General features: G+C 73.1%; 19 protein-coding genes. 6 read left to right on the top strand and 13 right to left on the bottom strand.

The features are described from left to right. Positions 1-8 precede the first annotated feature (8 nt). The 6 genes from RM704_RS22425 to RM704_RS22400 form a co-directional block, all read right to left on the bottom strand. Complete coding sequence (locus RM704_RS22425) at positions 9-2,270, bottom strand: serine/threonine-protein kinase (RefSeq protein WP_033528191.1); 2,262 nt, start codon at positions 2,268-2,270, stop codon at positions 9-11. 120 nt (positions 2,271-2,390) lie between these two features. Further along, the gene (locus RM704_RS22420; protein WP_033528192.1) at positions 2,391-5,525 is read right to left on the bottom strand and encodes an efflux RND transporter permease subunit; all 3,135 of its coding nucleotides are present in this window, start codon (positions 5,523-5,525) and stop codon (positions 2,391-2,393) included. Positions 5,526-5,729: 204 nt separating this feature from the next. Next, positions 5,730-6,419, bottom strand: coding sequence for a response regulator (locus RM704_RS22415; protein WP_033528193.1), 690 nt, complete (start codon positions 6,417-6,419; stop codon positions 5,730-5,732). A gap of 56 nt (positions 6,420-6,475) precedes the next feature. Continuing rightward, positions 6,476-7,717, bottom strand: a complete 1,242-nt coding sequence (locus RM704_RS22410; protein WP_033528194.1) for a sensor histidine kinase — start codon at positions 7,715-7,717, stop codon at positions 6,476-6,478. A 143-nt stretch (positions 7,718-7,860) separates the two neighbouring features. Continuing rightward, positions 7,861-8,139, bottom strand: a complete 279-nt coding sequence (gene pspAA, locus RM704_RS22405; RefSeq protein WP_033528195.1) for a PspA-associated protein PspAA — start codon at positions 8,137-8,139, stop codon at positions 7,861-7,863. A gap of 27 nt (positions 8,140-8,166) precedes the next feature. Next, positions 8,167-9,048: a PspA/IM30 family protein gene (locus tag RM704_RS22400; RefSeq protein ID WP_078937185.1), complete on the bottom strand. Its 882-nt coding sequence runs from the start codon at positions 9,046-9,048 to the stop codon at positions 8,167-8,169. 294 nt (positions 9,049-9,342) lie between these two features. On the opposite strand from RM704_RS22400, the gene RM704_RS22395 reads away from it, so the two are divergent. Continuing rightward, a complete protein-coding gene (locus RM704_RS22395) occupies positions 9,343-9,972 on the top strand; it encodes a DUF3043 domain-containing protein (protein WP_192829689.1) in 630 nt (209 codons plus the stop codon). Positions 9,973-10,130: 158 nt separating this feature from the next. After that, complete coding sequence (locus RM704_RS22390) at positions 10,131-10,766, top strand: class I SAM-dependent methyltransferase (protein WP_438828943.1); 636 nt, start codon at positions 10,131-10,133, stop codon at positions 10,764-10,766. Between the two features lie 187 nt (positions 10,767-10,953). Here the strand turns inward: RM704_RS22390 and RM704_RS22385 are convergent, their stop codons facing one another. After that, complete coding sequence (locus RM704_RS22385; RefSeq protein ID WP_033528198.1) at positions 10,954-11,166, bottom strand: hypothetical protein; 213 nt, start codon at positions 11,164-11,166, stop codon at positions 10,954-10,956. Positions 11,167-11,289: 123 nt separating this feature from the next. Here RM704_RS22385 and RM704_RS22380 point away from each other — a divergent pair, with 123 nt between their 5' ends. Further along, on the top strand, positions 11,290-12,492 hold the full coding sequence (locus RM704_RS22380) for a bifunctional adenosylcobinamide kinase/adenosylcobinamide-phosphate guanylyltransferase (protein ID WP_033528199.1): 1,203 nt from the start codon (positions 11,290-11,292) through the stop codon (positions 12,490-12,492). Here the strand turns inward: RM704_RS22380 and RM704_RS22375 are convergent. After that, the gene (locus tag RM704_RS22375; protein ID WP_033528200.1) at positions 12,481-13,389 is read right to left on the bottom strand and encodes a class I SAM-dependent methyltransferase; all 909 of its coding nucleotides are present in this window, start codon (positions 13,387-13,389) and stop codon (positions 12,481-12,483) included. The two genes, RM704_RS22380 and RM704_RS22375, sit on opposite strands and share 12 nt — an antisense overlap. A gap of 163 nt (positions 13,390-13,552) precedes the next feature. Between RM704_RS22375 and cobT the strand changes: the two genes are divergently transcribed. Then, positions 13,553-14,668 carry a nicotinate-nucleotide--dimethylbenzimidazole phosphoribosyltransferase gene (gene cobT, locus RM704_RS22370; protein ID WP_033528201.1) on the top strand — a complete coding sequence of 372 codons (1,116 nt, stop codon included), beginning with the start codon at positions 13,553-13,555 and terminating at the stop codon, positions 14,666-14,668. Positions 14,669-14,848: 180 nt separating this feature from the next. Beyond that, complete coding sequence (locus tag RM704_RS22365; RefSeq protein WP_052146116.1) at positions 14,849-15,571, top strand: hypothetical protein; 723 nt, start codon at positions 14,849-14,851, stop codon at positions 15,569-15,571. Here the strand turns inward: RM704_RS22365 and RM704_RS22360 are convergent. After that, a complete protein-coding gene (locus tag RM704_RS22360; protein WP_033528202.1) occupies positions 15,511-16,278 on the bottom strand; it encodes a hypothetical protein in 768 nt (255 codons plus the stop codon). The two genes, RM704_RS22365 and RM704_RS22360, sit on opposite strands and share 61 nt — an antisense overlap. 70 nt (positions 16,279-16,348) lie before the next feature. On the opposite strand from RM704_RS22360, the gene RM704_RS22355 reads away from it, so the two are divergent. After that, complete coding sequence (locus RM704_RS22355) at positions 16,349-17,158, top strand: adenosylcobinamide-GDP ribazoletransferase (protein ID WP_311591082.1); 810 nt, start codon at positions 16,349-16,351, stop codon at positions 17,156-17,158. A gap of 36 nt (positions 17,159-17,194) precedes the next feature. On the opposite strand, the gene RM704_RS22350 is transcribed toward RM704_RS22355, so the two are convergent. The 4 genes from RM704_RS22350 to pelF all read right to left on the bottom strand — a co-directional run bounded on the left by RM704_RS22350 (position 17,195) and on the right by pelF (position 21,754). Then, on the bottom strand, positions 17,195-18,004 hold the full coding sequence (locus RM704_RS22350; RefSeq protein WP_033526482.1) for an endo alpha-1,4 polygalactosaminidase: 810 nt from the start codon (positions 18,002-18,004) through the stop codon (positions 17,195-17,197). Next, positions 18,001-18,648 carry a spherulation-specific family 4 protein gene (locus RM704_RS22345; protein WP_033526489.1) on the bottom strand — a complete coding sequence of 216 codons (648 nt, stop codon included), beginning with the start codon at positions 18,646-18,648 and terminating at the stop codon, positions 18,001-18,003. Before RM704_RS22345 ends, RM704_RS22350 begins: the two co-directional genes overlap by 4 nt. A 71-nt stretch (positions 18,649-18,719) precedes the next feature. Further along, the gene (locus tag RM704_RS22340; RefSeq protein WP_033526483.1) at positions 18,720-20,231 is read right to left on the bottom strand and encodes a hypothetical protein; all 1,512 of its coding nucleotides are present in this window, start codon (positions 20,229-20,231) and stop codon (positions 18,720-18,722) included. Then, positions 20,228-21,754, bottom strand: coding sequence for a GT4 family glycosyltransferase PelF (gene pelF / locus RM704_RS22335; protein ID WP_033526484.1), 1,527 nt, complete (start codon positions 21,752-21,754; stop codon positions 20,228-20,230). Before pelF ends, RM704_RS22340 begins: the two co-directional genes overlap by 4 nt. Between the last annotated feature and the right edge of the window lie 54 nt (positions 21,755-21,808).

Here is a 21,808-nt window from a genome sequence, read left to right as displayed (position 1 = left end):
ACAGGCGCTCACCCCGACGCGGCGGGTTCCCGGTCGGGGTGGGCGGGGTCGAGGGAGAAGAGCGTGCCGTCGGAGACGGCCACGACCAGCGCTCCCGCCTGGGGAATCGCCCAGGGAGCGCCCTGCACGGACCAGGACGGTGTGGCCCGGGGCAGCGTCTCCCACAGCAGGGTGCCCTTGACCCTGTCGAGCGCCGCGACCCTGCCCGTGGCGCTGGCCAGGTAGAGGGTGCCCGTCACAGCGTCGTACCCGGGCTCGCCCGGCCGTTCCAGACTGGTCCTGGTCCGCCACAGCAGCTCGCCCGTGTGCGGTGACACGGCGGTCACCTGGCCGCCGGACCGGGTGAACACCAGCACTCCGCCCGTCAGGGCCACCCGGCCCCGCCCGTTCCCACCCGGCTTCGTCATCACGCGGGCCCCGGTCTCCAGGTCCACGAGCAGGGTCGTGTCGTACGCCGGGTCGCTGCCGGGGGCCGCGTCGGTGTGCTCGGTGTCCTCCCCGACCAGGACCAGATCTCCCTGCTTCACGCCCAGGAGGACGCTCTCCAGCGGCACCTTCACGGTCCTGGCCGAGCCGTCGGCGCGGTCCACGACCAGGACCCGGGATTCCGCGTTGGCCGCCTTCGCGTCCCGGGTCACCGGGCGGCAGTGCGCGTACGTGCCCGCTCCGGCCGTGGTGACCACGCAGTGGTGGCCGGCGGGCATCGGCAGGGACCAGCGCTCGGCGCCCGTGCGCGGTGAACGGGCCGTGACCGTCCGGCCATCCGGTTCGGGGGCGAGGACGAGGTCGCCGATCAGGGCCGGGTCGATGTCGGCGGTGCCCATCCGACGGGTCCACAGCCGCTCACCGGTGTCGGCGTCGAGGGCGACGAGATCGACCGGGTCCACCACGGGTTCACCGCTGAAGACGGTCTGCTTCACGAGGACGGTGCCGTCCCGGACACCGAGGACCCCGGCGTAGTACCGGTCCCGCTCGGTGGTCGCCGGCGCGATGCTCGCGCGCCAGACCGTCCTGCCGGTACGGCCGTCGACGCGGACCGGGAGGGCTCCCGCGCCCCCGCAGTAGACGTCCTCGCCGTGCACCTGGCAGGAGGGAGCGCCGCCGTTGTTGCCGTCCTTCGCGGGCAGCGACCGGCGTGTGCCCGCCGCCGCCGTCGCGAACACCGTCGTCTGCCAGGGCTGCCAGCCGCTGGGCGGTGCCGTCCAGCGGGAGGTGGGGGACGGCGCGGGCGTCGCCGCGTCGCCGGTGCGCGCCTGGCCGGGCCCCAGCAGGTAGGCGGTCAGCCCGAGGACCAGCGCGCAGACGGTGCCGGTCGCGGCGAGCAGGGGGCGCGGACGGCGTCGGCGGGCGGGGCGCGGGTCCGGCTCCGCGTCCGCGCCGGGCCCGGTCCCCACGTGGATCTCCGTGGCGGCGGCCGCGATGTCCTCGCGCCGCGTCACCGCGGGCAGGGCCCCCGGCTCCGGCTCCGGCAGGGCCGCCTCGAACTCCCGCGCCAGTTCCTCGAGTCCGGGCCGGTCGGCGGCCTCCTTGGCCAGACAGCGCGCCAGTACGGTGCTCAGCCTCGCGTCCACCCCGTCCAGGACGGGTTCGTCGTGGATCACCCGGTAGGCCGTCAGATAGGGGCTGTCCGCGTCGAAGGGGCCTCGCCCGGTGACGGCGTACACCAGCAGCGTCCCCAGCGAGAACACGTCCGAGGCGGGGCCCGCCGTACGGGCGTCGGTGAGCTGTTCCGGGGACATGAACGGCGGGGTGCCGATCATCTGGCCGGTCTCGGTCAGGGAGAGGTTCTCCGCCGCGCGCGAGATGCCGAAGTCGATGACCCGGGGACCGTCGTCCGCCATCAGCACGTTGGCCGGCTTCAGGTCCCGGTGCACCACACCGGCCCGGTGGATCTCCCGCAGCGCCTCCACCAGCCCCAGGGCCAGGGGACGCAGTTCGCTGTCGTGGAGCGGGCCCCGGTCGCGGATCCGCTGGGCGAGCGAGCGGCCGGGCACGTACTGGGTCGCCATCCAGGGGCGCTCCGCCTCCGGGTCGGCGTCCACGACCGCCGCGGTGAAGGCACCACTGACCTTGCGGACGGCCTCGATCTCCTGGCGGAACCGGCTGCGGAAGACGGCGTCCTGCGCGTACTGGGCGTGCACCACCTTCACGGCGACCTCGCGGCCGGAGCGGGATCTCGCCCGGTAGACGACGCCCATGCCGCCGTTGCCGAGCCGGTCGACCACCCTGTACCCGCCGACCGATCTGGGGTCGTCGCTGCGCAGCGGCACGCCCTGGTCCCTCCCCCCGACAAGCAGTTGGAGGCACAGGATACGTAAGGGCGACGCACGGCGGCCGGGTCGCGGACCCTCACGGTTCCGCGACCCGGCCGACCTGGACCTCCGGGGGTGTCAGACCCCGGCGGGCTCCGGCTTCTCCGCCTCCGAGCCGGACTCCGGCTTCGTCGGGTCGGACGCGGTGCCCGCCCGCTTCAGGGCCTTCTTCTTCGCCCGGCGCTCCTTGCGGATCTCGATCATCGTGTAGAGGGTCGGGACGAGGAGGAGCGTCAGCAGCGTCGACGTGATCAGGCCGCCGATGACGACCACGGCCAGCGGCTGGGCGATGAAGCCGCCCTCACCGGTGATGCCGAGGGCCATGGGCAGCAGCGCGAAGATCGTCGCCAGCGCCGTCATCAGGATGGGACGCAGCCGGTGGCGGCCTCCCTCGATGACCGCCTCGACCGTGCCGTAGCCCTGGCGGCGGTACTGGTTGATCAGGTCGATCAGCACGATCGCGTTGGTCACCACGATGCCGATCAGCATCAGCATGCCGATCATCGCGGGAACGCCCATGGGCGTGCCGGTGACGATCAGCAGGCCGATCGCGCCGGTGGCCGCGAACGGGATCGAGACCAGCAGGATCAGCGGCTGGACCAGCGACCGGAAGGTGGCCACGAGCAGCATGAAGACGATCGCGATGGCCGCGAGCATCGCGAGGCCGAGGGAGGCGAAGGCCTCGTCCTGGTCCTCGGAGACGCCGCCGATGTCGGCGGTGGCGCCCTCGGGCAGCTTGATCGCGTCCAGCTTGGCGGTGAGGTCGGTGCTGACGGCGCCGGTGTTGTCGCCCTTCGGCTTCGCCGTGATCGTCGCGGCCCGCTGGCCGTCGATCCGGGTCATGGAGACCGGGCCGTCCACCAGCTCGACGTCCGCGATGTCGCCCAGCTTGACCGCGCCCAGCGGCAGGTCGCGCAGCTCCTCGATGGTGTCGGCGGGCTTCGCCGACTTGATGACGATGTCCCGCTCGGTGTCGTCGAGGATCGCCCGGCCGCTGGTGGTACCGCGGACGGCCTGGGCGACGGCCGCGCCGAGGGTCTGGTCGTCGAAGCCGGCCGCGGCCGCCTTGTCGGTGGCCTTCACCGAGATGCGGGGCACGCTCTGCGCGAGGTCGCTGGTGACGTCGGTGACGTTGTCCATGGTCGAGACCGCGTCGCGGACCTGCTCGGCGGCCTTGCGCAGGACGTCGCCGTCCGCGGCCTTGACGACCACGCTGAGGTCCTGGCTGCCGAAGGCGTCGCCGACCGCGACGGTGGTCGTACCGATCCCGGAGAGCCCGGCGAGGCCCTTCTCGATCGTGTCCTGGACACCGGCGGCGTCGGCCGAGTCGTCCAGCATGACGCTGTACGAGGCCTGGTTGGTGTCAGTGCCACCGCCGAAGGCGGCCATGAACCCGGAGGAGCCGACGGTGACCTGGTAGTCCTTGACCCCCTCGGTGCCGGCGAGCAGTTTCTCGACCTTCCTGGTCTGCTCGTCGGTCGCCGCGAGACTGGTGCCGGGCTTCAACTCCTGCTTGAGGCTGAGGACCTCCTGGTCGCCGGGGTCGAAGAAGTTCGTCTTCAGCAGCGGGGCCATGCCGAACGTGCCGACCAGGACGGCGGCCGCGATGGCGATGCTGGTCAGCCTGCGGCGGGTGGCGAAGCGCAGGACGGGGACGTAGAAGCGCTGGAGACGGCTCTTGGCCTCCTTCTCCTCGGCCTTGCGGCGCGCCTCGTCGGCGTCCTCGGGCGTGCCCTTCGGGGCGCGCAGGAACCAGTACGACAGCACCGGCACCACGGTCAGCGAGACCAGGAGGGAGGCCAGCAGGGCCGCCGTCACGGTCAGCGAGAAGCTGCCGAACAGCTCGCCGACCATGCCGCCGGTGAGTCCGATCGGGAGGAAGACGGCGACGGTCGTCAGGGTGGAGGAGGTGACCGCGCCGGCGACCTCACGGACCGCCTTGAGGATGGCCTCCTCGCGCTCCTCGCCGTAGCCGAGGTGGCGCTTGATGTTCTCCAGCACCACGATCGAGTCGTCGACGACCCGGCCGATGGCGATGGTCAGCGCGCCGAGGGTGAGCATGTTGAGGGAGAGGTCGCGGGTCCACAGCACGATCAGCGCCAGGACCACCGACAGCGGGATGGAGACCGCGGTGACGAGGGTCGAGCGGATCGACGCCAGGAAGACCAGGATGACCAGGACCGCGAAGACCAGACCGAGGGCGCCCTCGGTGGTCAGTCCGTCGATGGACTTGGAGACCGCCGGGCCCTGGTCGCTGACCACGGTGACGGTGGCGCCGGAGCCGAGATCGCGGCGCATGTCCGCCAGCTTGTCCTCGACGGCCTCGGAAATGGCGACCGCGCTGCCGTTCCGGTCCATGGTGACCATGACCGCGAGGCTCGGCTCACCGTTCGTGCGGGTGATGGAGTCGGCCTTGGCCTGCTCCTCCTCGACGGTGGCGACGTCCGCGAGGCGTACGGGCTTCTTGGCGCCCTCGCCGCGCACCCTCAGGTTCTCGATCTGCTCCAGCGAGGTGTAGCCGCCGCCGACCTGGACGGTGCGGTTGGCGCCGTCCTCGTCGAAGGAGCCCGCGGGGACGGTGACTCCGCCGGCCTGGAGCGCCTGCGAGAGGGCCATCGTGGTCAGGCCCGCCTTCGCCAGCTTCGCGTCGTCGGGGGTGACGGTGACCTGGAGGTCCCGTACGCCGTCGACGGTGACCTGGCCGACGCCGTCGATGCCCTCCAGCGTGGGCACCACGGTCCGGTCGAGCTGGTCGGCGAGGGCCTGCTGGTCCCGGCCCGCGGAGACGGCGAGGACGACGGTCGGCATGTCGTCCGTCGAGCCCGCGATGACCTGCGGGTCCACGTCGTCCGGCAGCTGCGCCCGGACCCGGTTGACGGCCTGCTGGACGTCGGCGACGAGCTGGTCGGTGCCGGGGCCGTAGTCGAAGGACGCCATGATCAGGGCGTTGCCCTCGCTGGCGGTGGAGGTGACGCCCGTGATGCCGTCGACGCCTTCGAGGCTGTCCTCGATGGGCTCGACGACCTGCTTCTCGACCACGTCCGGGGACGCGCCCTGGTAGGGGGCGAGCACGGACACCATGGGCAGTTCGATGGTGGGCAGCAGCTGCTGCTTGAGCTGGGGTATCGCGATCGCCCCGAAGACGAGCGCGATGATCGACATCAGACCGACGAGGGCCCGTTGTGCGAGGCTGAACCGAGACAGCCAGGACATGGGTCAGGGTCTCTCTTCTGTGGCGTGAGCGGGTGACGAACGCCCATGCCACATGCGGCTTGGATCCCCCCATGTGTCGCCCGTGTGAAGCGGTTGTGAGCGCTCACCTCATACCCTGGGCCATGGGAGGTGCCTGTTCCCTCGCTCCCCAGGGCCATTTCCTTATGCCGCGCATACTCCGAGTGGAGTAGTCCCCGGCGGCTGTCAGTCCACCTTCGGTCGTACCAGGCCCGACTCGTACGCGAAGACCACCAGTTGCGCCCGGTCGCGGGCGCCGAGCTTCGCCATGGCCCGGTTGACGTGTGTCTTCACGGTCAGCGGGCTCACCTCCAGACGCTCGGCGATCTCGTCGTTGGAGAGCCCGCCGGCGACCTGGACGAGCACTTCCCGCTCGCGACCGGTCAGGGTGGCGAGGCGCTCCGAGCGGGCGGCGGCTCCGCCCTCGCCGTCGGCCGAGTCGTCCGGCTGGGCGAGGAAGCGGGCGATCAGGCCCTTGGTGGCGGTGGGCGACAGCAGTGCCTCTCCGCCGGCGGCCACCCGGATCGCGTTCAGCAGTTCGTCCGGCTCGGAGCCCTTGCCGAGGAAGCCGGAGGCGCCGGCGCGCAGCGACTGCACGACGTAGTCGTCGACCTCGAAGGTGGTGAGGATGACGACGCGGACCTGGGCGAGCGTCGGGTCGGCGCTGATCATGCGGGTGGCGGCCAGTCCGTCCGTGCCGGGCATCCGGATGTCCATCAGCACGACGTCCGCCCGCTCCTCCTTCGCGAGCCGCACGGCCTCCGCCCCGTCCGAGGCCTCCCCCACCACCTCCATGTCCGCCTCCGAGTCGACGAGCACCCGGAACGCGCTGCGCAGCAGCGCCTGGTCGTCGGCGAGCAGGACGCGGATCGTCATAGGGGGTCCCCCGGGGCGCTGGTCACGGTCGTACGGCCGCCGCCTCGACCGTGCGGTCACGGTCGTACGGCTTCCGCGGTGGCCGTTCGGGTCTTGAGCGGCAGGATCGCATGGACACGGAAGCCGCCGCCGTAGCGGGGGCCGGTGGTGAGGGTGCCGCCGAGCGCGGCGACGCGTTCGCGCATGCCGAGGAGACCGTGCCCGCCGCCCTCGCGGTTCTCGTCGTCCTGGTTGTCCGCCGCCGGCTGTCCGGTGCCGTCGTCGAGGACGGTGATCTCCACGTTCGGGCCGACGCGTACGACGCTGACCTCGGCTTTCGCCTCCTCGCCCGCGTGCTTGTGCACATTGGTGAGGGCTTCCTGGATGACGCGGTACGCGACGAGGTCGACGGCGGCGGGGAGGTTCACGCCCTCGTCGGCGCGGACCACCTCGACGGCGAGGCCCGCGCTGTGGAAGGTGCCGACGAGTTCGTCGAGCCGGACCAGGCCCGGGGCGGGTTCGGTGGGCGCCTCGGGGTCGCCGGACTGGCGCAACAGGCCGACCGTGGCGCGGAGTTCACCCAGCGCGGAGCGGCTGGCCTCGCGGACGTGGGCGAGGGCCTCCTTGGCCTGGTCGGGCCGTTTGTCCATGACGTGCGCGGCGACCCCGGCCTGCACATTGACGAGGGCGATGTGGTGGGCGACGACATCGTGCAGGTCACGGGCGATCCGCAGGCGTTCCTCGGCGACCCGGCGACGGGCCTCCTCCTCACGCGTCCGCTCGGCCCGTTCGGCGCGCTCCCTGATGGCGTCCACGAAGGCGCGGCGGCTGCGGACCGCGTCCCCCGCCGTCGCGGCCATGCCGGTCCAGGCGAAGATGCCGATGTTCTCCTGGGCGTACCAGGGGAGCGGGCCGGCGAGCATGGCGGTGCCCGTCAGCACGGTCATCGTGAGCAGGCCGACGCGCCAGGTGGTGGGGCGGTCGGTGGCGGAGGCGACGGTGTAGAGGGCGATGACGGCGGACATCGCCACGGGGGCGCGCGGGTCGCCCGTCACCAGTTCGGTGAGGGTGAGGGCGCAGGTCGCGGCCAGCACGGCCATGGGGGCGCGGCGGCGGGCGACGAGGACGGCGGCGGCCGGCACCATGAGCGCGATGCTGAGGGCGTCGGGGGTGCGGGCGCCCCATTTCTCACCGTGGGCGGCGTTCGGATCGACGAAGGCGCCGGCGACCATCGCGACGAGGACGCCGAGGGCGAGGGCGGCGTCCAGCGCGAGGGGATGCGCGGTCAGCCAGGTCCTGGCCCGCTGGAGGGTGCTCACGACTGTTTACGGTACGGGGCGGTCGCCGGGGGCGGAACCGGTGGTGGTGGCGGCGCCTTGGGGGTGGGCGGAGCTGGTCGCCCCCGCCGCCCGTGCCCGTCCGACAAGAGGCCTGCGGCCCTTTCGAGGCTGTCCGGCTGTCGTCACCCCGGGATCAGACCGTCGTCGCTCAGCATCTGCCTGACCTCCTCCAGCGTCGCGTCCGGCGCCGGGAGGATCAGTTCGGACGGTTCCAGGGAGTCGTCGGGCAGGGGCGTGCCCAGTTCGCGGACCTTGTCCAGGAGGGCGTGGAGGGTGTGGCGGAAGCCCGGGCCGTCGCCGCCCTCCATCTCCGCCAGGAGTACGTCGTCCAGCTTGTTCAGTTCGGCGAAGTGGACGTCGTCCAGCCTCACCTGCCCCTCCCCCATGATCCGTACGATCATGTCGCCCTCCTCGGGGACGAGAGCCCCTTACTTGTCGAAGCGCGGGGTGTCCTGGTGCTGGGACTGCTGCTGCTGCGGCGCCGACTGGCCGGTGCCGCCCTCGATGGCCTGCTGCTGCGCGGACGGGCCGCCCGCCAGCTCCGCCTTCATGCGCTGGAGCTCCAGCTCGACGTCCGTACCACCGGAGAGGCGGTCCAGCTCGGCCTGGATGTCGTCCTTGTGCATCCCGGACGGGTCGTCGAGGGCGCCGGAGGCGAGCAGTTCGTCGATGGCGCCGGCCCGGGCCTGGAGCTGGGCCGTCTTGTCCTCGGCGCGCTGGATCGCGAGACCGACGTCGCCCATCTCCTCGGAGATGCCGGAGAACGCCTCGCCGATCCTGGTCTGGGCCTGGGCGGCGGTGTACGTGGCCTTGATCGTCTCCTTCTTCGTACGGAAGGCGTCGACCTTGGCCTGCAGGCGCTGCGCGGCGAGGGTGAGCTTCTCCTCCTCGCCCTGGAGGGTGGAGTGCTGCGTCTCCAGGTCCGTCACCTGCTGCTGGAGCGCGGCACGGCGCGAGAGGGCCTCGCGGGCCAGGTCCTCGCGACCGAGCGCGAGCGCCTTGCGGCCCTGGTCCTCCAGCTTCGAGGACTGGGACTGGAGCTGGTTGAGCTGAAGCTCCAGGCGCTTGCGGGACGTGGCGACGTCGGCCACGCCTCGGCGCACCTTCTGGAGCAGCTCCAGCTGCTTCTGATACGAGTAATCGAGGGTTTCGCGCGGGTCCTCGGCCCGGTCAAGGGCCTTGTTCGCCTTCGCGCGGAAGATCATCCCCATACGCTTCATGACACCGCTCATGGGCTTCGCGCGCCCCCTTCTGACGGACTCCAGCTCACAGGTCTGCGACAGAACCCACAGTACGGGCCCTGCATCCATTACCGCACTGTTCGCGGGTGGATGCGGTCATCCCCAAGGACGACTGTGTGCGGCTCCGATCCGGCGTAGGGAGTAGGTGTCTCCCGGGGTCATGTACGGGCCGACCCCCGGAATACCTCAGCCCGCTACGGACGAACCTTCACCGCGTTCCCCCTTTTCCGACTCTCTTCGGCTTCCTTCGGCCTTCTCCGGCCGTCTCCGGCTTTACGGGTCTCCCCGTCCACCATCGCCCCGGCTCTGTCTCCAGTACGGACGCCGGGTGTTGCCGGATCGTTCCCCACCGGGCTGGGGTCCATGCCCCGGCACCCCGTACCCTTGGGTTTTGTGTTCCGTAGCCGCGCGAAGAGCGAGAAGGAATCGGCCGCCGACAAGGCGCTGGTGACCGACTCCAAGCAGACCCGTGACCCGCAGGCCCCCAAGGGGCGCCCCACTCCGAAACGGAGTGTGGCCCAGGGGCAGCGCCGAAGCGTCGCCAATACCCCGACGACGCGCAAGGAGGCCGCCAAGCGCTCGCGCGACGAGCGCCGTGCCGCGATGGAGAAGCAGCGCCAGGCGCTGGCGACCGGTGACGAGCGGTATCTGCCGGCACGGGACAAGGGTCCGGTCCGCAGGTTCGCCCGCGACTTCGTGGACTCGCGATTCCACATCGCGGAGTTCTTCCTGCCGCTGGCCGTGATCATCCTCGTGTTGAGCATGGTGCAGGTGGCCTCGATGCAGAACGTCGCGCTGCTGCTGTGGCTCTTCGTGATCGTGTTGATCGTGGTCGACTCGATCGGCCTCGGGTTCCGCCTGAAGAAGCAGCTCAACGCCCGCTTCCCGGACGCGAACAAGAAGGGCGCCGTGGCCTACGCCCTGATGCGCACGCTCCAGATGCGTCGCCTTCGGCTGCCCAAGCCGCAGGTCAAGCGCGGAGAGCGGCCCTGAGTACGACCCCTTTCTCCGAAGGTGCCACGCAGGCATGGCTGGACCGACTGGGCACCCTGCGTGAGGTCGTACGACAGGAGCTGGTCTCCCGGCAGGTCGACGAGCAGATAGCCGGACGCTTCCCGGTCGGGCAGCGGCTCCGGGTGCTCGACGTGGGCATGGGGCAGGGCACGCAGGCACTGCGGCTGGCCCGGGCCGGACACGCGGTGACCGGGATCGAGCGGGAGTCGAAGCTGATCGCGGTGGCCCGGGAGGCGCTCGCCGCCGAGCCCGAGGGCATCCGCGGGCGGATGCGGATCGTGGAGGGCGACGGCCGGGACACCGGGGTGCACTTCCTGCCGGGCAGTTTCGACGTGGTGCTTTGTCACGGGGTTCTGATGTACGTCGAGGAGCCCGACGCCCTGCTGGCCGGGTTGGCGCGGATGCTGGCGCAGGGTGGGCTGCTGTCCCTGCTCGTCCGCAACGGCGACGCGCTCGCGATGCGGGCCGGGCTCGCCGGGGACTGGGCCGGGGCGCTGGCCGCCTTCGACACCACGGCGTACCGCAATCGGCTCGGGCTGGAGGTGCGGGCGGATCGGCGGGGGACGTTGACGGACGCGCTCGCGGGGATCGGGGCGCCGTTGCACGCCTGGTACGGGGTGCGGGTGTTCACGGATCTGGCCGCGGACGACGCGGCGCTGCCCGAGGGGGACGGGGATCTCGATGCGCTCCTCGCGGCGGAGGAGCGGGCCGGGCGGACGGATCCTTATCGGCAGGTGGCGGCGTTGCTGCACCTGTGCGGTGTGCGCGGCTGAGTTCTTCTCGCCCCCGCCGCCCCTACCCGTCCCATCCAGCAGGGGCTGCGCCCCTTCGACCCCCTTGGCGCGTTGTCGGGTGCGGGGCCGGTGGGGGCTGGTCGCGCAGTTCCCCGCGCCCCTGAAACGCAGGGGCGCGGGGATCGGGGCGGAGCCCCGGGCAGGGGCCCCGTCCCGTCGCGGAGCGCTACGCGTCCTGGGCGTGCAGGCTCATCGGGCCGTAGATCTCCGTCGTGTCCTCGAAGAGACGGACCTGGTCGGCCCCGCCTTCGAGGAGCGCTTTCCAGTGTTCTCCGATCCACGACTCGGCATCCCCCTGGGTCGTGAACTCCTCGGGCTGGACCGCGGGCTGGACCTCCGTCCCGTCGGCCTTCTCGAAACGCCACGTCCATGCCGCCATGTGAGCCTCCGTAAGTACCGGCCCGGCACCGCACACGGCACCGAGCAAGATCCGGTTCCCCCTGAGCCTAGTCGGACGCGCAAGACCTGCGGGTGTTCATCCGGACGCGGGAAAATGGTCCCTGTGGAACTGACATTGCTCGGCACCGGCGCCCCCGCGGGACTCCCCCGCCCCGACTGTCCGTGCGCGGTGTGCGCGACCGCGCTCGGTGTGGCCGCGCGCGGGGCGACCGCGCTGCTCGTGGACGGCACACTGCTGCTCGACCTCACTCCGGGCGCCGCCCTCGCGGCCGCGCGCGCCGGGCGCACGCTCACCGGGGTGCGGCAGGTGCTGCTGTCGCATCCGCATGACGGGCCCGCCGTGGAGGTGCCGGCGGGGTTGCCGCAGCCGGTGCGCGTACCGGACGGGCGGGAGCTGGCGCTGCTGACCGGGCACCGGGTGCGGGCCCAGGCCCTGGACGCCCCCGGCACCGGGTACGCGGTGACCGGTCCGGGCGGCCAGCGGTTGCTGTACCTGCCGCCGGGGGGCGCGCCCGCCGGTGTGGAGGAGCGGTCGGAGCCGTACGACATGGTCCTCCTCGACGTGCTGGGGCGGCCGGACGCGCTGGCGCGGCTGCGCGCGGCGGGGGCCGTGGGCCCGACGACGGACGTCGTCGCCGTGCACATCGACCACGACGTGCCGCCGGACGGCGAGTTGCCGCGCCGGCTCGCGGCGGCGGGCGCGCGCACCGTGCCGGACGGGACGACGCTGGCGGTCGGCGCCTACGAGGACGTCCCCGATGTGCCGCGCCGCACGCTGGTGCTCGGCGGGGCACGGTCCGGGAAGTCGGTGGAGGCCGAGCGGCGGCTGGAGGCGTTCCCCGACGTCCTGTACGTGGCGACCGGCGGGCTGCGGGGCGGCGACGGGGAGTGGGCCGAGCGGGTCGCCGCCCACCGTGAGCGGCGGCCCGGGTCCTGGCGCACGGTCGAGACCTGCGACCTCGTCCCGCTGTTGAAGGACGACGACGGGGCGCCGCTGCTCGTGGACTGTCTCTCGCTGTGGCTGACGGACGCCATGGACGCGGTGGGGGCGTGGGACGACGCGGAGTGGGCCGGCGGCGGGGAGCGCGCGCTCCGGGCGCGTATCACCGAACTCACCGAAGCCGTACGGCACACGCGCCGCACCCTCGTCGCCGTCTCCAACGAGGTCGGCTCCGGCATCGTCCCCGCCACCGCCTCCGGCCGCCGCTACCGCGATGAACTCGGCCGCCTGAACGCGGCCTTCGCGAAGGAGTGCGAGCACGTCCTGCTGGTGGTGGCGGGGCAGGCCCTGCCGCTACGGGGTTGAGCGGTCCGCCCGTTCGGCCGTCGGCGCTCGGGATGTTGTGGGGGCGCTCGGTGGTGTGGTGCGGCGCGCGAGGATGCGGTGCGCGCGGGGCGGGAGAGGGGTGCACGGCCGGGCCGCGAGGATCTCGAAGTCCAGGGAGCGCAGTTCGGCGAGCAGGTTGCGCAGGGGCACGAGGTGCAGGGGGCGGGGGCGGTCGCGCGGCTTCCACAGGCGTCGGTTCCTGGCGGGCAGGGCGCCCAACGGGCGGGCCGGGTCCAGGACTTCGAGGAGGAGATGACCGCCGGGGCGCAGCACCGCGCGGGCGGCACGGAGCTCCTCGCGGGGGTCGGCGGTGTGTTCGAGGTGGTGAAACATGCTCACCACCTCGTAGCGGGCACGCAGCCGCGCCATGATCCCGGGGTCGGTGAGCAGGCCCCGGTACGCCTCCTCCACGCGCCCGGCCTCCCATGCCAGGTCGACGCGCGGGGTCGGGTCGAGGCCGTCGAAGGAGGTGTACGGGTGGATCTCGCGCGCGGCCTCCGGGAAGTGGCCGTGCCCGGTGCCGACGTCGAGCCAGCTCTCCGGTTCGAGGTGCGGTGGCAGCGCGCGGGCGGCGCCCCGCAGGTGCCGGTGGCGCCGTCGCCCGACGGGGTCCGGGTCGAGGTCGTCCTCGACGGCGTGCCGGCGGTACCTGAGCAGCAGGCCGTCCGCCGTGGGCCGGGGGTTCTGGAAGGCGTGCGAGCAGTCCCGGCACTCGTCCACCACGAACGTGCCCGGCGTGCGCCGCCGCCCCTCCGGCGCGCGCACCCGCGTACGCAACTGCCGCGAGCCGCACCACGGACAGTCGTCCCGGCGCGGTTCGTGGAAGGGGTCGACTCCCGCGAGTGGGCCGGGCTCCGGCCACGGGGTGGGGGACATGGCGGCTCCTGTGCGCGACATGGGGACATTGGCCCCAAAAAGGTACGTACGGGGGCCTGGTCCCCGGTGCAATGACGTGCCGGTGGCGCTATGGGACGTTCGTGCGTCGCGGGGTCACGGTGTGGCGCCGTCGTGTTCGATCCCTGCCGGTACTGTTCGGCGAATGAGCTCGCTTAATCTCGACGACTTCACCGATCTGATCGAGCGCCCCGACGGTGGGGTGCGCCGCGACGCCGAGGCGCGGCGGGAGAAGCAGATCGTGCCGCCCGGGGCGCTGGGCCGCCTCGACGAACTGGGTGAGTGGTTGGCGGCGGCGCAGTCGGCCGTGCCGGTGCGGCCGATCGAACGGCCCCGGGTGCTGCTGTTCGCGGGCGACCACGGGATCGCCGAACTCGGCGTCTCCGCGCGGGCCGCGGGCACCGCGGACCAGCTGGTGCGGGGCGTCCTCGACGGCAGCAGTCCGGTGGCGGTGCTGGCCCGGCAGCTCGGCGTGCCCGTCCGCGTGGTGGACCTCGCGCTCGACTGCGACCCGGAGGCGTTGCCCGCCGAGGTCGTAGGGCATCGGGTGCGGCGCGGGTCCGGGCGTATCGACGTCGAGGACGCGCTGACGGCGGAGGAGGCGGAGGCCGCCTTCCGGGTGGGTGTCGCCCTCGCGGACGAGGAGGCGGACTCCGGGACCGACCTCGTCGTCCTCGGTGATGTGAGTGTCGGCGGGACCACGGCGGCGGCGGTCCTCGTCGCCGGGCTGTGCGGGACCGACGCGTCCGTCGTGACCGGGCGGGGCGGGCGCGCGATCGACGATCTGGCGTGGATGCGCAAGTGCGCGGCCGTACGGGACTCCCTGCGGCGGGCCCGGCCGGTGCTCGGCGACCAGTTGCAGTTGCTGGCGACCGTGGGCGGTGCGGATCTCGCCGCCATGACCGGGTTCCTGCTGCAGAGCGCGGTGCGCAAGACGCCGGTGATCCTGGACGGCGTGGTGTCGGCGGCGTGTGCGCTGGTCGCCCAGCGGGTCGCGTTCCGGGCACCGGACTGGTGGCTGGCCGGGCAGAGCAGCGGGGAGCCGGCGCAGGCCAAGGCGTTGGACCGGATGGCGATCGAACCGCTGCTCGACCATGGGGTGAAGGTCGGCGAAGGGGCGGGCGCCCTGCTGGCGTTGCCGCTGGTGCGGGCCGCGGCCGCGTTGGCGGCGGAGCTGCCCGAGCGGGAGGCCGTGGCGGCGGAGCCGGCGAAGCCGGGGGGTGAGGAGAAGAACCTCGGGGAGGAGTACGACGCGACCTAGGGTCGCCCGGCCCCCGGGGTGCGTTGTCGGGTGCGGGTCCGGTGGGGCTGGTCGCGCAGTTTCCCGCGCCCCTTCAGGGCGCGACGAGCGACCACCCAGCCGCACCCGACAGCACACCGCAGAGATCGGGATCACTCGGGCATCGCTCAACTTCCCCGTCCCCCGCTCGGTCTTCGCACCGTGAGGACGAACCGGACGCATGCGGGCCGGGCCCCCCGACGGGTCCGCGCCGAGTGGGGGCTGCTGTGCGCCACCGTGGGCCCACCCCTGGTCCGCCGTCGGCTGCGGGCGATCCCGATGACGGTCGCCGCCGTCTGTCTCGCGTCCGTCGTCCACCTCACGCGCCAGCAGTCCTGGGGCTACCGGTTCGTCGAGAACGCCGGTGCCGTACGGGCGGAGGACCCGCTCTGGACGGCCCTGGCCCGGACGCCGCTGTCCCTCTTCGTACCGGCGCTGGACCTGCCGGTGTGGGGCGCGCTGGCGCAGATCCTGATCGTGTTCGGCATCGCGGAGCTCTGCCTGGGCCGGCGGCGGACCCTGGTGATCGCCCTCCTGGCCACCCTGGCCGGCACGCTGTACGCGCGCGTGGGCGTCGCACTCGGCCCGGACGTCCCCCTGCTGGGGCTGCCCACCTCGGACGCGCGGGTCGTGGACACCGGTCCGTCGGCGGCCGTGGTCGGGCTCGCGGTGTACGTCGGATGGCGGTACCGGGCGTATGTCACGGCGGGCGCGGTGGTCCTGGCGATGGTCGTCGAGGTGCTGGGGAAGGAGAACCTCGCGGGCAAGGAGCATCTGGCGGCCATCGCGGCCGTACTGGTGGTGTGCGCGGCGGAGGCCGTCCGTCAGCGGCGCTCCGGGGTCGTGTCCGGGGTCGCGTCGGGGGTGCCGCCGATCCACTCCTGAACACGGCGGCTGGGGCCCGCCCAGCGGCGGTCGTGATGGTAGGAACGCTTCCACGCCCGGGCGCGGGCGCGCGGTCTGCGGCGGTAGAAGCGGCGGGCCCAGGGGGAGGTGGGGCGGGCCAGCCGGATGGCGCCGACGACGGCGACGATCGGGATGACGACGCCGAAGATCGCGGTGCGGGCCTTGCCCTTGGCGAGGGCGACCAGGGCGATGAGGAAGTTCGTCCCCATGCTGAGCATGACGGCCCCCCGGCCCTGGAGTTCCTCCTCGTCGAGGTCGTTGACGCCGAAGGGCAGGAAGCCGACCAGCATCAGTCCCACCAGGGCGGCCGTCAGCACGACCACCTCGACGCTCTTGCGGCCGGCCTCGCTCCAGTACACGTCGTCGAGGTGCAGGATCAGCGCGAACTCGTCCAGCACCAGACCCGCGCCCATGCCGAAGAGCACGGCGGAGATCAGCGCGCCGAAACCGTGCCCGTCACTGGCCACCGAGCCGAAGCCGCCGACGACGGTGAGCACCACACCGGGGACCACATGGTGGATGTGGACGCCGCCGCTGCCGCTGATGTTGCGGAACGGTCCCTTGCCCGCGCGGATCATACGGGTGACGACCCGGGTGATCAGGAACGTCAGGACGAACGCGGAGAGTGCGAGCAGCAGCGGGAGTTTGCCCGGCTCGATGACGTTCCGTTCCCACCAGTGACCCATATGCGAACTTTATCCAGGACTGCTCCCGGGCGCCGCCGAGCCGGTCAGCCCCGGCGGGTAGCCTGCGCCGGTGTCCACGCCACCCGAGCCCCCCGCCCCGTCCGGCCCGACGCCCGCCGACGGTCTGCGCTTCGCCTTCGGCACCCTGACCGTGCTGCCGGTGACCGTGCGCCGCTGGGACCGTGAGGCGGCGCGCGTCGGGATGCTGTGCGCGCCCGTCGCCGGGCTGGTCGTCGGCCTGGGTTCGGCGCTGCTCGGCGGTCTCCTGCTGCTCCTGGGGGCCGGGCCGCTGCTGGCCGCGGTGGCCTCCGTCGCGGTACCGGCCGCCCTCACCCGGGGCCTCCACCTGGACGGGCTCGCCGACACCGCCGACGGTCTCGGCAGCGGCAGGCCCGCCGAGGACGCGCTGCGGATCATGAAGCAGTCGGACATCGGGCCGTTCGGTGTCATCACCCTCGTCCTCGTCCTGCTGGCCCAGGTCGCCGCGCTCACCGAGGCGTACGCCGAGTCATGGGCGCTGGGCGCGCTCGCCGCGGCCGTCGGCGCGACCACCGCCCGGCTGGCCCTGACGCTGGCCGCGCGGGCCGGCGTGCCCGCCGCCCGGCCGGAGGGACTGGGCGCGGCGGTGGCCGGGGTCGTGCCGGTGCGCGGCGCGCTGCTCGCGGCCGCCCTGACCGGGTGCGCGGCGGCGGGCGCGGGGGCGTTCTTCGGGCCGTACGACATCGGCCGTGCGGTCCTCGCGATCGTCCTCGCCTGCGGGGCCGCCGAGCTGCTCCTGCGCCACTGCGTACGGCGGTTCGGCGGCGTCACCGGTGATGTGTTCGGCGGGCTCGCGGAGACGGCGGCGACGGCCGCGCTGGTGGTGTTCACCCTCGGCTGAGCTCCCCGCCCACCTCCCCCGCCCCTCCCGCAAGGGTCAGCAGGCCTCCCGCCAGACCCCCAGCTCCCACTTCTTCAGCAGTGAGCTGAGCTTCAGACGGCGGGTCTCGGGGCAGAAGTCGCCCGTCTCCCTCTCGTACTCGACGTGGAAGACGGCCTTGCCGGCCTCGATGAACGGCGTGAGGTCCTCGCACTCCTCGTACTGGGCGCACTGTTCGTTGACGGCGAAGTCGAAGTCGTCGACCAGTTCGGGTATCTGGTCGAGGTCGTTCTTCAAGCCGACCGCCAGGCCCCGCTCGTGGGCGAGGCGGGCGATCAGGCGGTTGTAGCGGAGCTGGTCTGCGGCCGTGAGCGGGAAGCCGGTCTCGTTGCGGTAGCCGTCCATGTTGTCGGGCTCGACCGCGTCGAAGCCCTTCTCCGCGCACATGTCGATACGGGCGGCCATCAGGGGTTCGAGGACGTCGGTCGCCCGGATGTCGAGCCAGCGTTCGCCCTCCCAGCCGTTGCCCTTGCCCACGACCGACTTCGGGAAGTCGTCGGCGTCCGGACGCCAGTCCTCCCAGGCCCCGGTGGAGAGATAGCAGATGACCTTGCGACCGTCGTCGTGCAGCTCGGCGACCGTGCCGGCCGACTGGTCGAAACCGTCGATGTCGTACACCGGGACGTCGACGGAGGTGTCCAGTCGCCCGCTGAGCTGCCACTGCCACCCGGTGCCCGGCTCCGGTCGCCAGCGGGCGGCCTCGCCCGTCCCGCGTCCGCTGTCCGGCCGGTCGTCGCAAGCGCCCGTGCACCCCGCCACCAGCAGGAGGAGGGGCAGCAGGGCACTGCGGGCGAGGACACGGCTCATCGTCGGGGCTCCAGGGCGTGCGGCAACGTACCCCAGGGATGATCCCCCACGCCGGGTACCGCGCAGTGCACGGAGGCACCCCGGGCACGGGCGACACCTCCGACGTCGGTGCCCGGCGGCACCCCGTGCACCAGATGGCACACCCGCGCCCCGAGGCCGCCGCTGCCGCCGGGCCAGGGCTCGGGCGGCTGGTCGCGGTACGTCTCCCAGGCGCCCTCGAAGGTGACGACGAGGTCGGCGATCCGGGCGTACGCGGGGTGCGGAGGGGTGCCGGGGTTGAGGGCGAGGGTGGCGGCGCCGGCGCCCCAGACGGCCGCGGCGAGCCGTCGGTAGTGGTCGAACGCGCCGAGTTCCGCGGCCACCTGGTCGAGGAAGGCCCCGTCGGTGCCGTACCAGGCGTGGTAGCGGGTCAGCTCCCGTACGACCTCGGTGACGGGTCTGCGGCCGTAGCCGGTGTCGGCGTACCCGAGGAGGCGTACGCCGGCCGCCCGCAGTCGGCTCGCGACCCGGATGAACGCCGGGTCGGGGCCGTCGCCCGGCCCGTTCGCCGGGTTGAGGACGACGCCGTAGAGGCGGGGCGCGGCCTCGACGAGGGCGTCCCATTCGGCGGGGCGGTCGGCGGGGTGCTCGTAGTAGGGAACCAAGAAGGAGGGGTAGGAGGGGTAGGAGGGGTGGGTGGCCCGGTCCGTTCCCGGGCGCGCTGGTCCGTGAGCGGTCATCGGTGAGCCGTCGCCCTCCCCAACAGGCCGCAGACCAGGCCCGCCTGGAGGGCGGCCGCGACGCCGTACACGAGCAGGCCGATCCCGTGCGGGTCGCCCGGGTGGGTCGCCAGGGCCAGGGTCTGGGCGGCGGCCGTGGCGCAGCAGACGACGGCGGCGCCCAGGACCGCGCCGAAGGACTGGAGCAGCAGGCCGGTCCAGAGCACCGCTCCCAGCAGGAGCAGGCCGGCGAGATGGACGCCGTCGAGGTCCGGGGCCTGCGGCCACAGCGCGGCGGTGGCGTGGGCCAGGACCAGCAGGGTGGAGAGGTAACCGGCCAGGCATTGGACCAGGGTCACGGACGTGGCCCGCCAGAAGGCGCCCGGTGTGCTGGTGGAGCGCAGTCCGGCGAGGCCTCCGCTGCGGAAGCGGTACAGCAGCCACTCGGCGGGGCCCATGCTGAGGGTCAGTGCCACGGCGGCGGGCGCGGCGGCCGTGCCGCCCCCGTGGGCGATGACCTCCCCGAGCGTCGCGTACAGCACGAGCACACCGGTACCGAGGCCGAAGACGGCGTACGGGAGGGAGGCGGAGAGCCGGGGCGCGGCCGGGCCCCGCTCCGGGACGCCGCCGAGCGCGCCGAGGAGGGCGGCGGGTCCGGGCCGGCGGCCTCCGGCGCCCGACTCCCGCAGGGCGGGCGCCACCTCGTGGACGGCGAGGAGCACCACGGCCACCAGGGAGGCGGTGAGCAGGGTGAGCCCGGACCAGTCGGGCACCTGCCGGACCAGGGCGAACAGCGCTCCCACCGTCATGGGCAACAGACAGTGCAGCAGGGCCCGTTCGCGGCCCAGGACGAGCAGGACGGTCGCGGCGCCCAGATAGCAGGCCTCGCCGGCGGCGAAGGCCACCGCGCCCGGGTCGCCCCCGCCGGCCGCCAGGCAGGCGACCGTCGTGCAGAGCAGGGCGCCCGCCGGGGCCCCGCGGGCCAGGAAGCGGCGGCAGGCGTCGCGGTCGCCCAACGCGAGCCAGGAGTACGCCCGGTGGGCGAGCCCCTGGTTCCACATCCAGCCGCACAGGGCTCCGGCCAGCAGCGGGACCGTACCGGCGGGCAGGCCGGAGTCGTCGCGGGGGCCGGCCAGGAGCGGCGCGCCGAGGACGTAGGCGAGGCCGGGCAGGGCGAAGACGACGCCTCTCAGGAGGCAGCCGAGCAGGCCGATCCGCCAGGGGTCGTGCGCGGGTCCGGTCGGTTCGGGGTGGGTGCGCTCGACGCGTTCGTACAACTCCTCGGCGAGGGCGAAGGAGTTGCGGCAGCCGTAGCGTGCGCGGATCCGGTCGTCCGAGATGCCGTCGGACTCCAGCAGGGCGGCGATCTCGTCCGGGTGGACGGCGGCGGCGATGAACTCCCGGTGTTGTTCGGCCAGTCGGTCGACGGGATCGGGATCGGCCCGGTGCGGCCGGCGCGGACGGGGGACGGCGGGGAGCCGGGCGGGCCGAGCGCCCGGGGGCGGGGTCGGGGTCGGGTGGCCGCTCATCGGTCGGTCCCGTCCGTCGTGCCGGTCCGGTACCAGGGGTCGCGCAGTTCGGCGGTCCAGTCGGCGACCGTCGCCGGCGCGGCCTGGTACACGATGTCGTCCCGGCCCGCGAGTTCCTGGTAGATCATGCGGAAGGCGTCCACGGACCGGCGCAGGGTGAACCGGTCGATCACCCGCCGCCGTGCCGACTCCCCCAGTCCGCGGCGGCGTTCGTGGTCGCGGAGGAGGGTGAGCGCGGCGTCGGCCATCGTCTCCGGCTCGCGGGGAGGTACGACGATCCCGGTGTCGCCGACCGCCTCGCGGACCCCTCCGACATCGGTCGACACGGTCGTACGGCCGCAGGACATGGCCTCGATGAGGGAGAACGGGAAGCCCTCCGAGATCGAGGACAGCATCACGACGTGCCCGGCGGCGTAGGCCCGCCACACCTCGCTGATCCGGCCCTCGAAGGTGAGCCCGTCGGTGACGCCCAGTTCGGCGGCGAGTTTCTCCAGCTCGGTGCGGTACTCCTCGCCGCCGGGCGGCACGGGCCCGAACAGCCGGAGCTTGGTCCCGGGGAGTTCGGCGCGGACCAGGGCGTAGGCGTGCAGCAGCGTCTCCAGGTCCTTGATGGGGTCGACGCGTCCGCACCAGGTGAGGGTGGGCACTTCGGGTTCGGGGCCGGCGTGCGGGAAGGCGGCCGGGTCGACGCCGTTGTAGACGGTGCGGATCCTGTCGGTGTCGGCGCCGCCGCGCTCCTCCCAGCGGCGGTTGTACCGGTTGCAGGGGGTGATGAGGTCGGCGGCACGGTAGCCGAGCCTGGTCAGCTCGCGGTGGAAGCCGAGCATGAAGGCCTTCACGGGCCAGCGCTGGTCGGCGGCGCGGTGGCCGAGGTAGCGCTCACGCAGATAGATGCCGTGCTCGGTGAGGAGGAACGGTACGCCGTCCAGTTCACGGGCGGCGAGCGCGGGCAGGGTGGCGAGGCCGCCGCTGACCGCGTGGGCCACACAGTCCTCGGGGATCCGGGCACCGAGCGGCCGCAGGGAGTGTTCCAGCAGATCGGTCGCGGTGAGCGCGTCGTGGACGGTGGGGTGCGCGGCGGCCGTCGGGAGATGGGGCATCGTCCAGATCCACATCAGCGAGCGGAGCGCGGACTCGGTGCGCAGGGCCGCCGACAGGCGTCCGTCGCGGGCGAGTCCGGCCAGTTCGTACAGGGCCTCCTCGAAGCCCCGGGGTTCGTCTGGGTCGAGGACGGAGAACAGCAGCCGCTCGTAGGAGTCGGTGAAGCGGCGGCGGGCCGCGCCGTACGGGGCGCGGGCGCGGCCGGGGCGCGGGCCCCAGGTCGGTACGGAGGTGTGCCGGTACACGTTCGGCGGCAGATCCCAGGTGACGGGTTCGCGGCCGGTCCCGGTGAGCGACACGAGGTGGAACTCGACGTCGGGCATGCCCTTGACGAGCTGGTCGCACCAGGTGCTGACCCCGCCGTGGACATGCGGATAGGTGCCTTCGGTGAGCATCGTGACATGACGGCCGTCGCGCATCATGCGGTCCCCCTGTGGACGTTCCTACGTCTCGAAAGCGCGCACCCCGGCCGGCCA

This window comes from Streptomyces gottesmaniae (genome assembly GCF_031845845.1).
GTDB classification, from domain to species: Bacteria; Actinomycetota; Actinomycetes; order Streptomycetales; family Streptomycetaceae; genus Streptomyces; species Streptomyces akebiae.
This window is presented reverse-complemented; position numbering and strand designations above follow the sequence as displayed.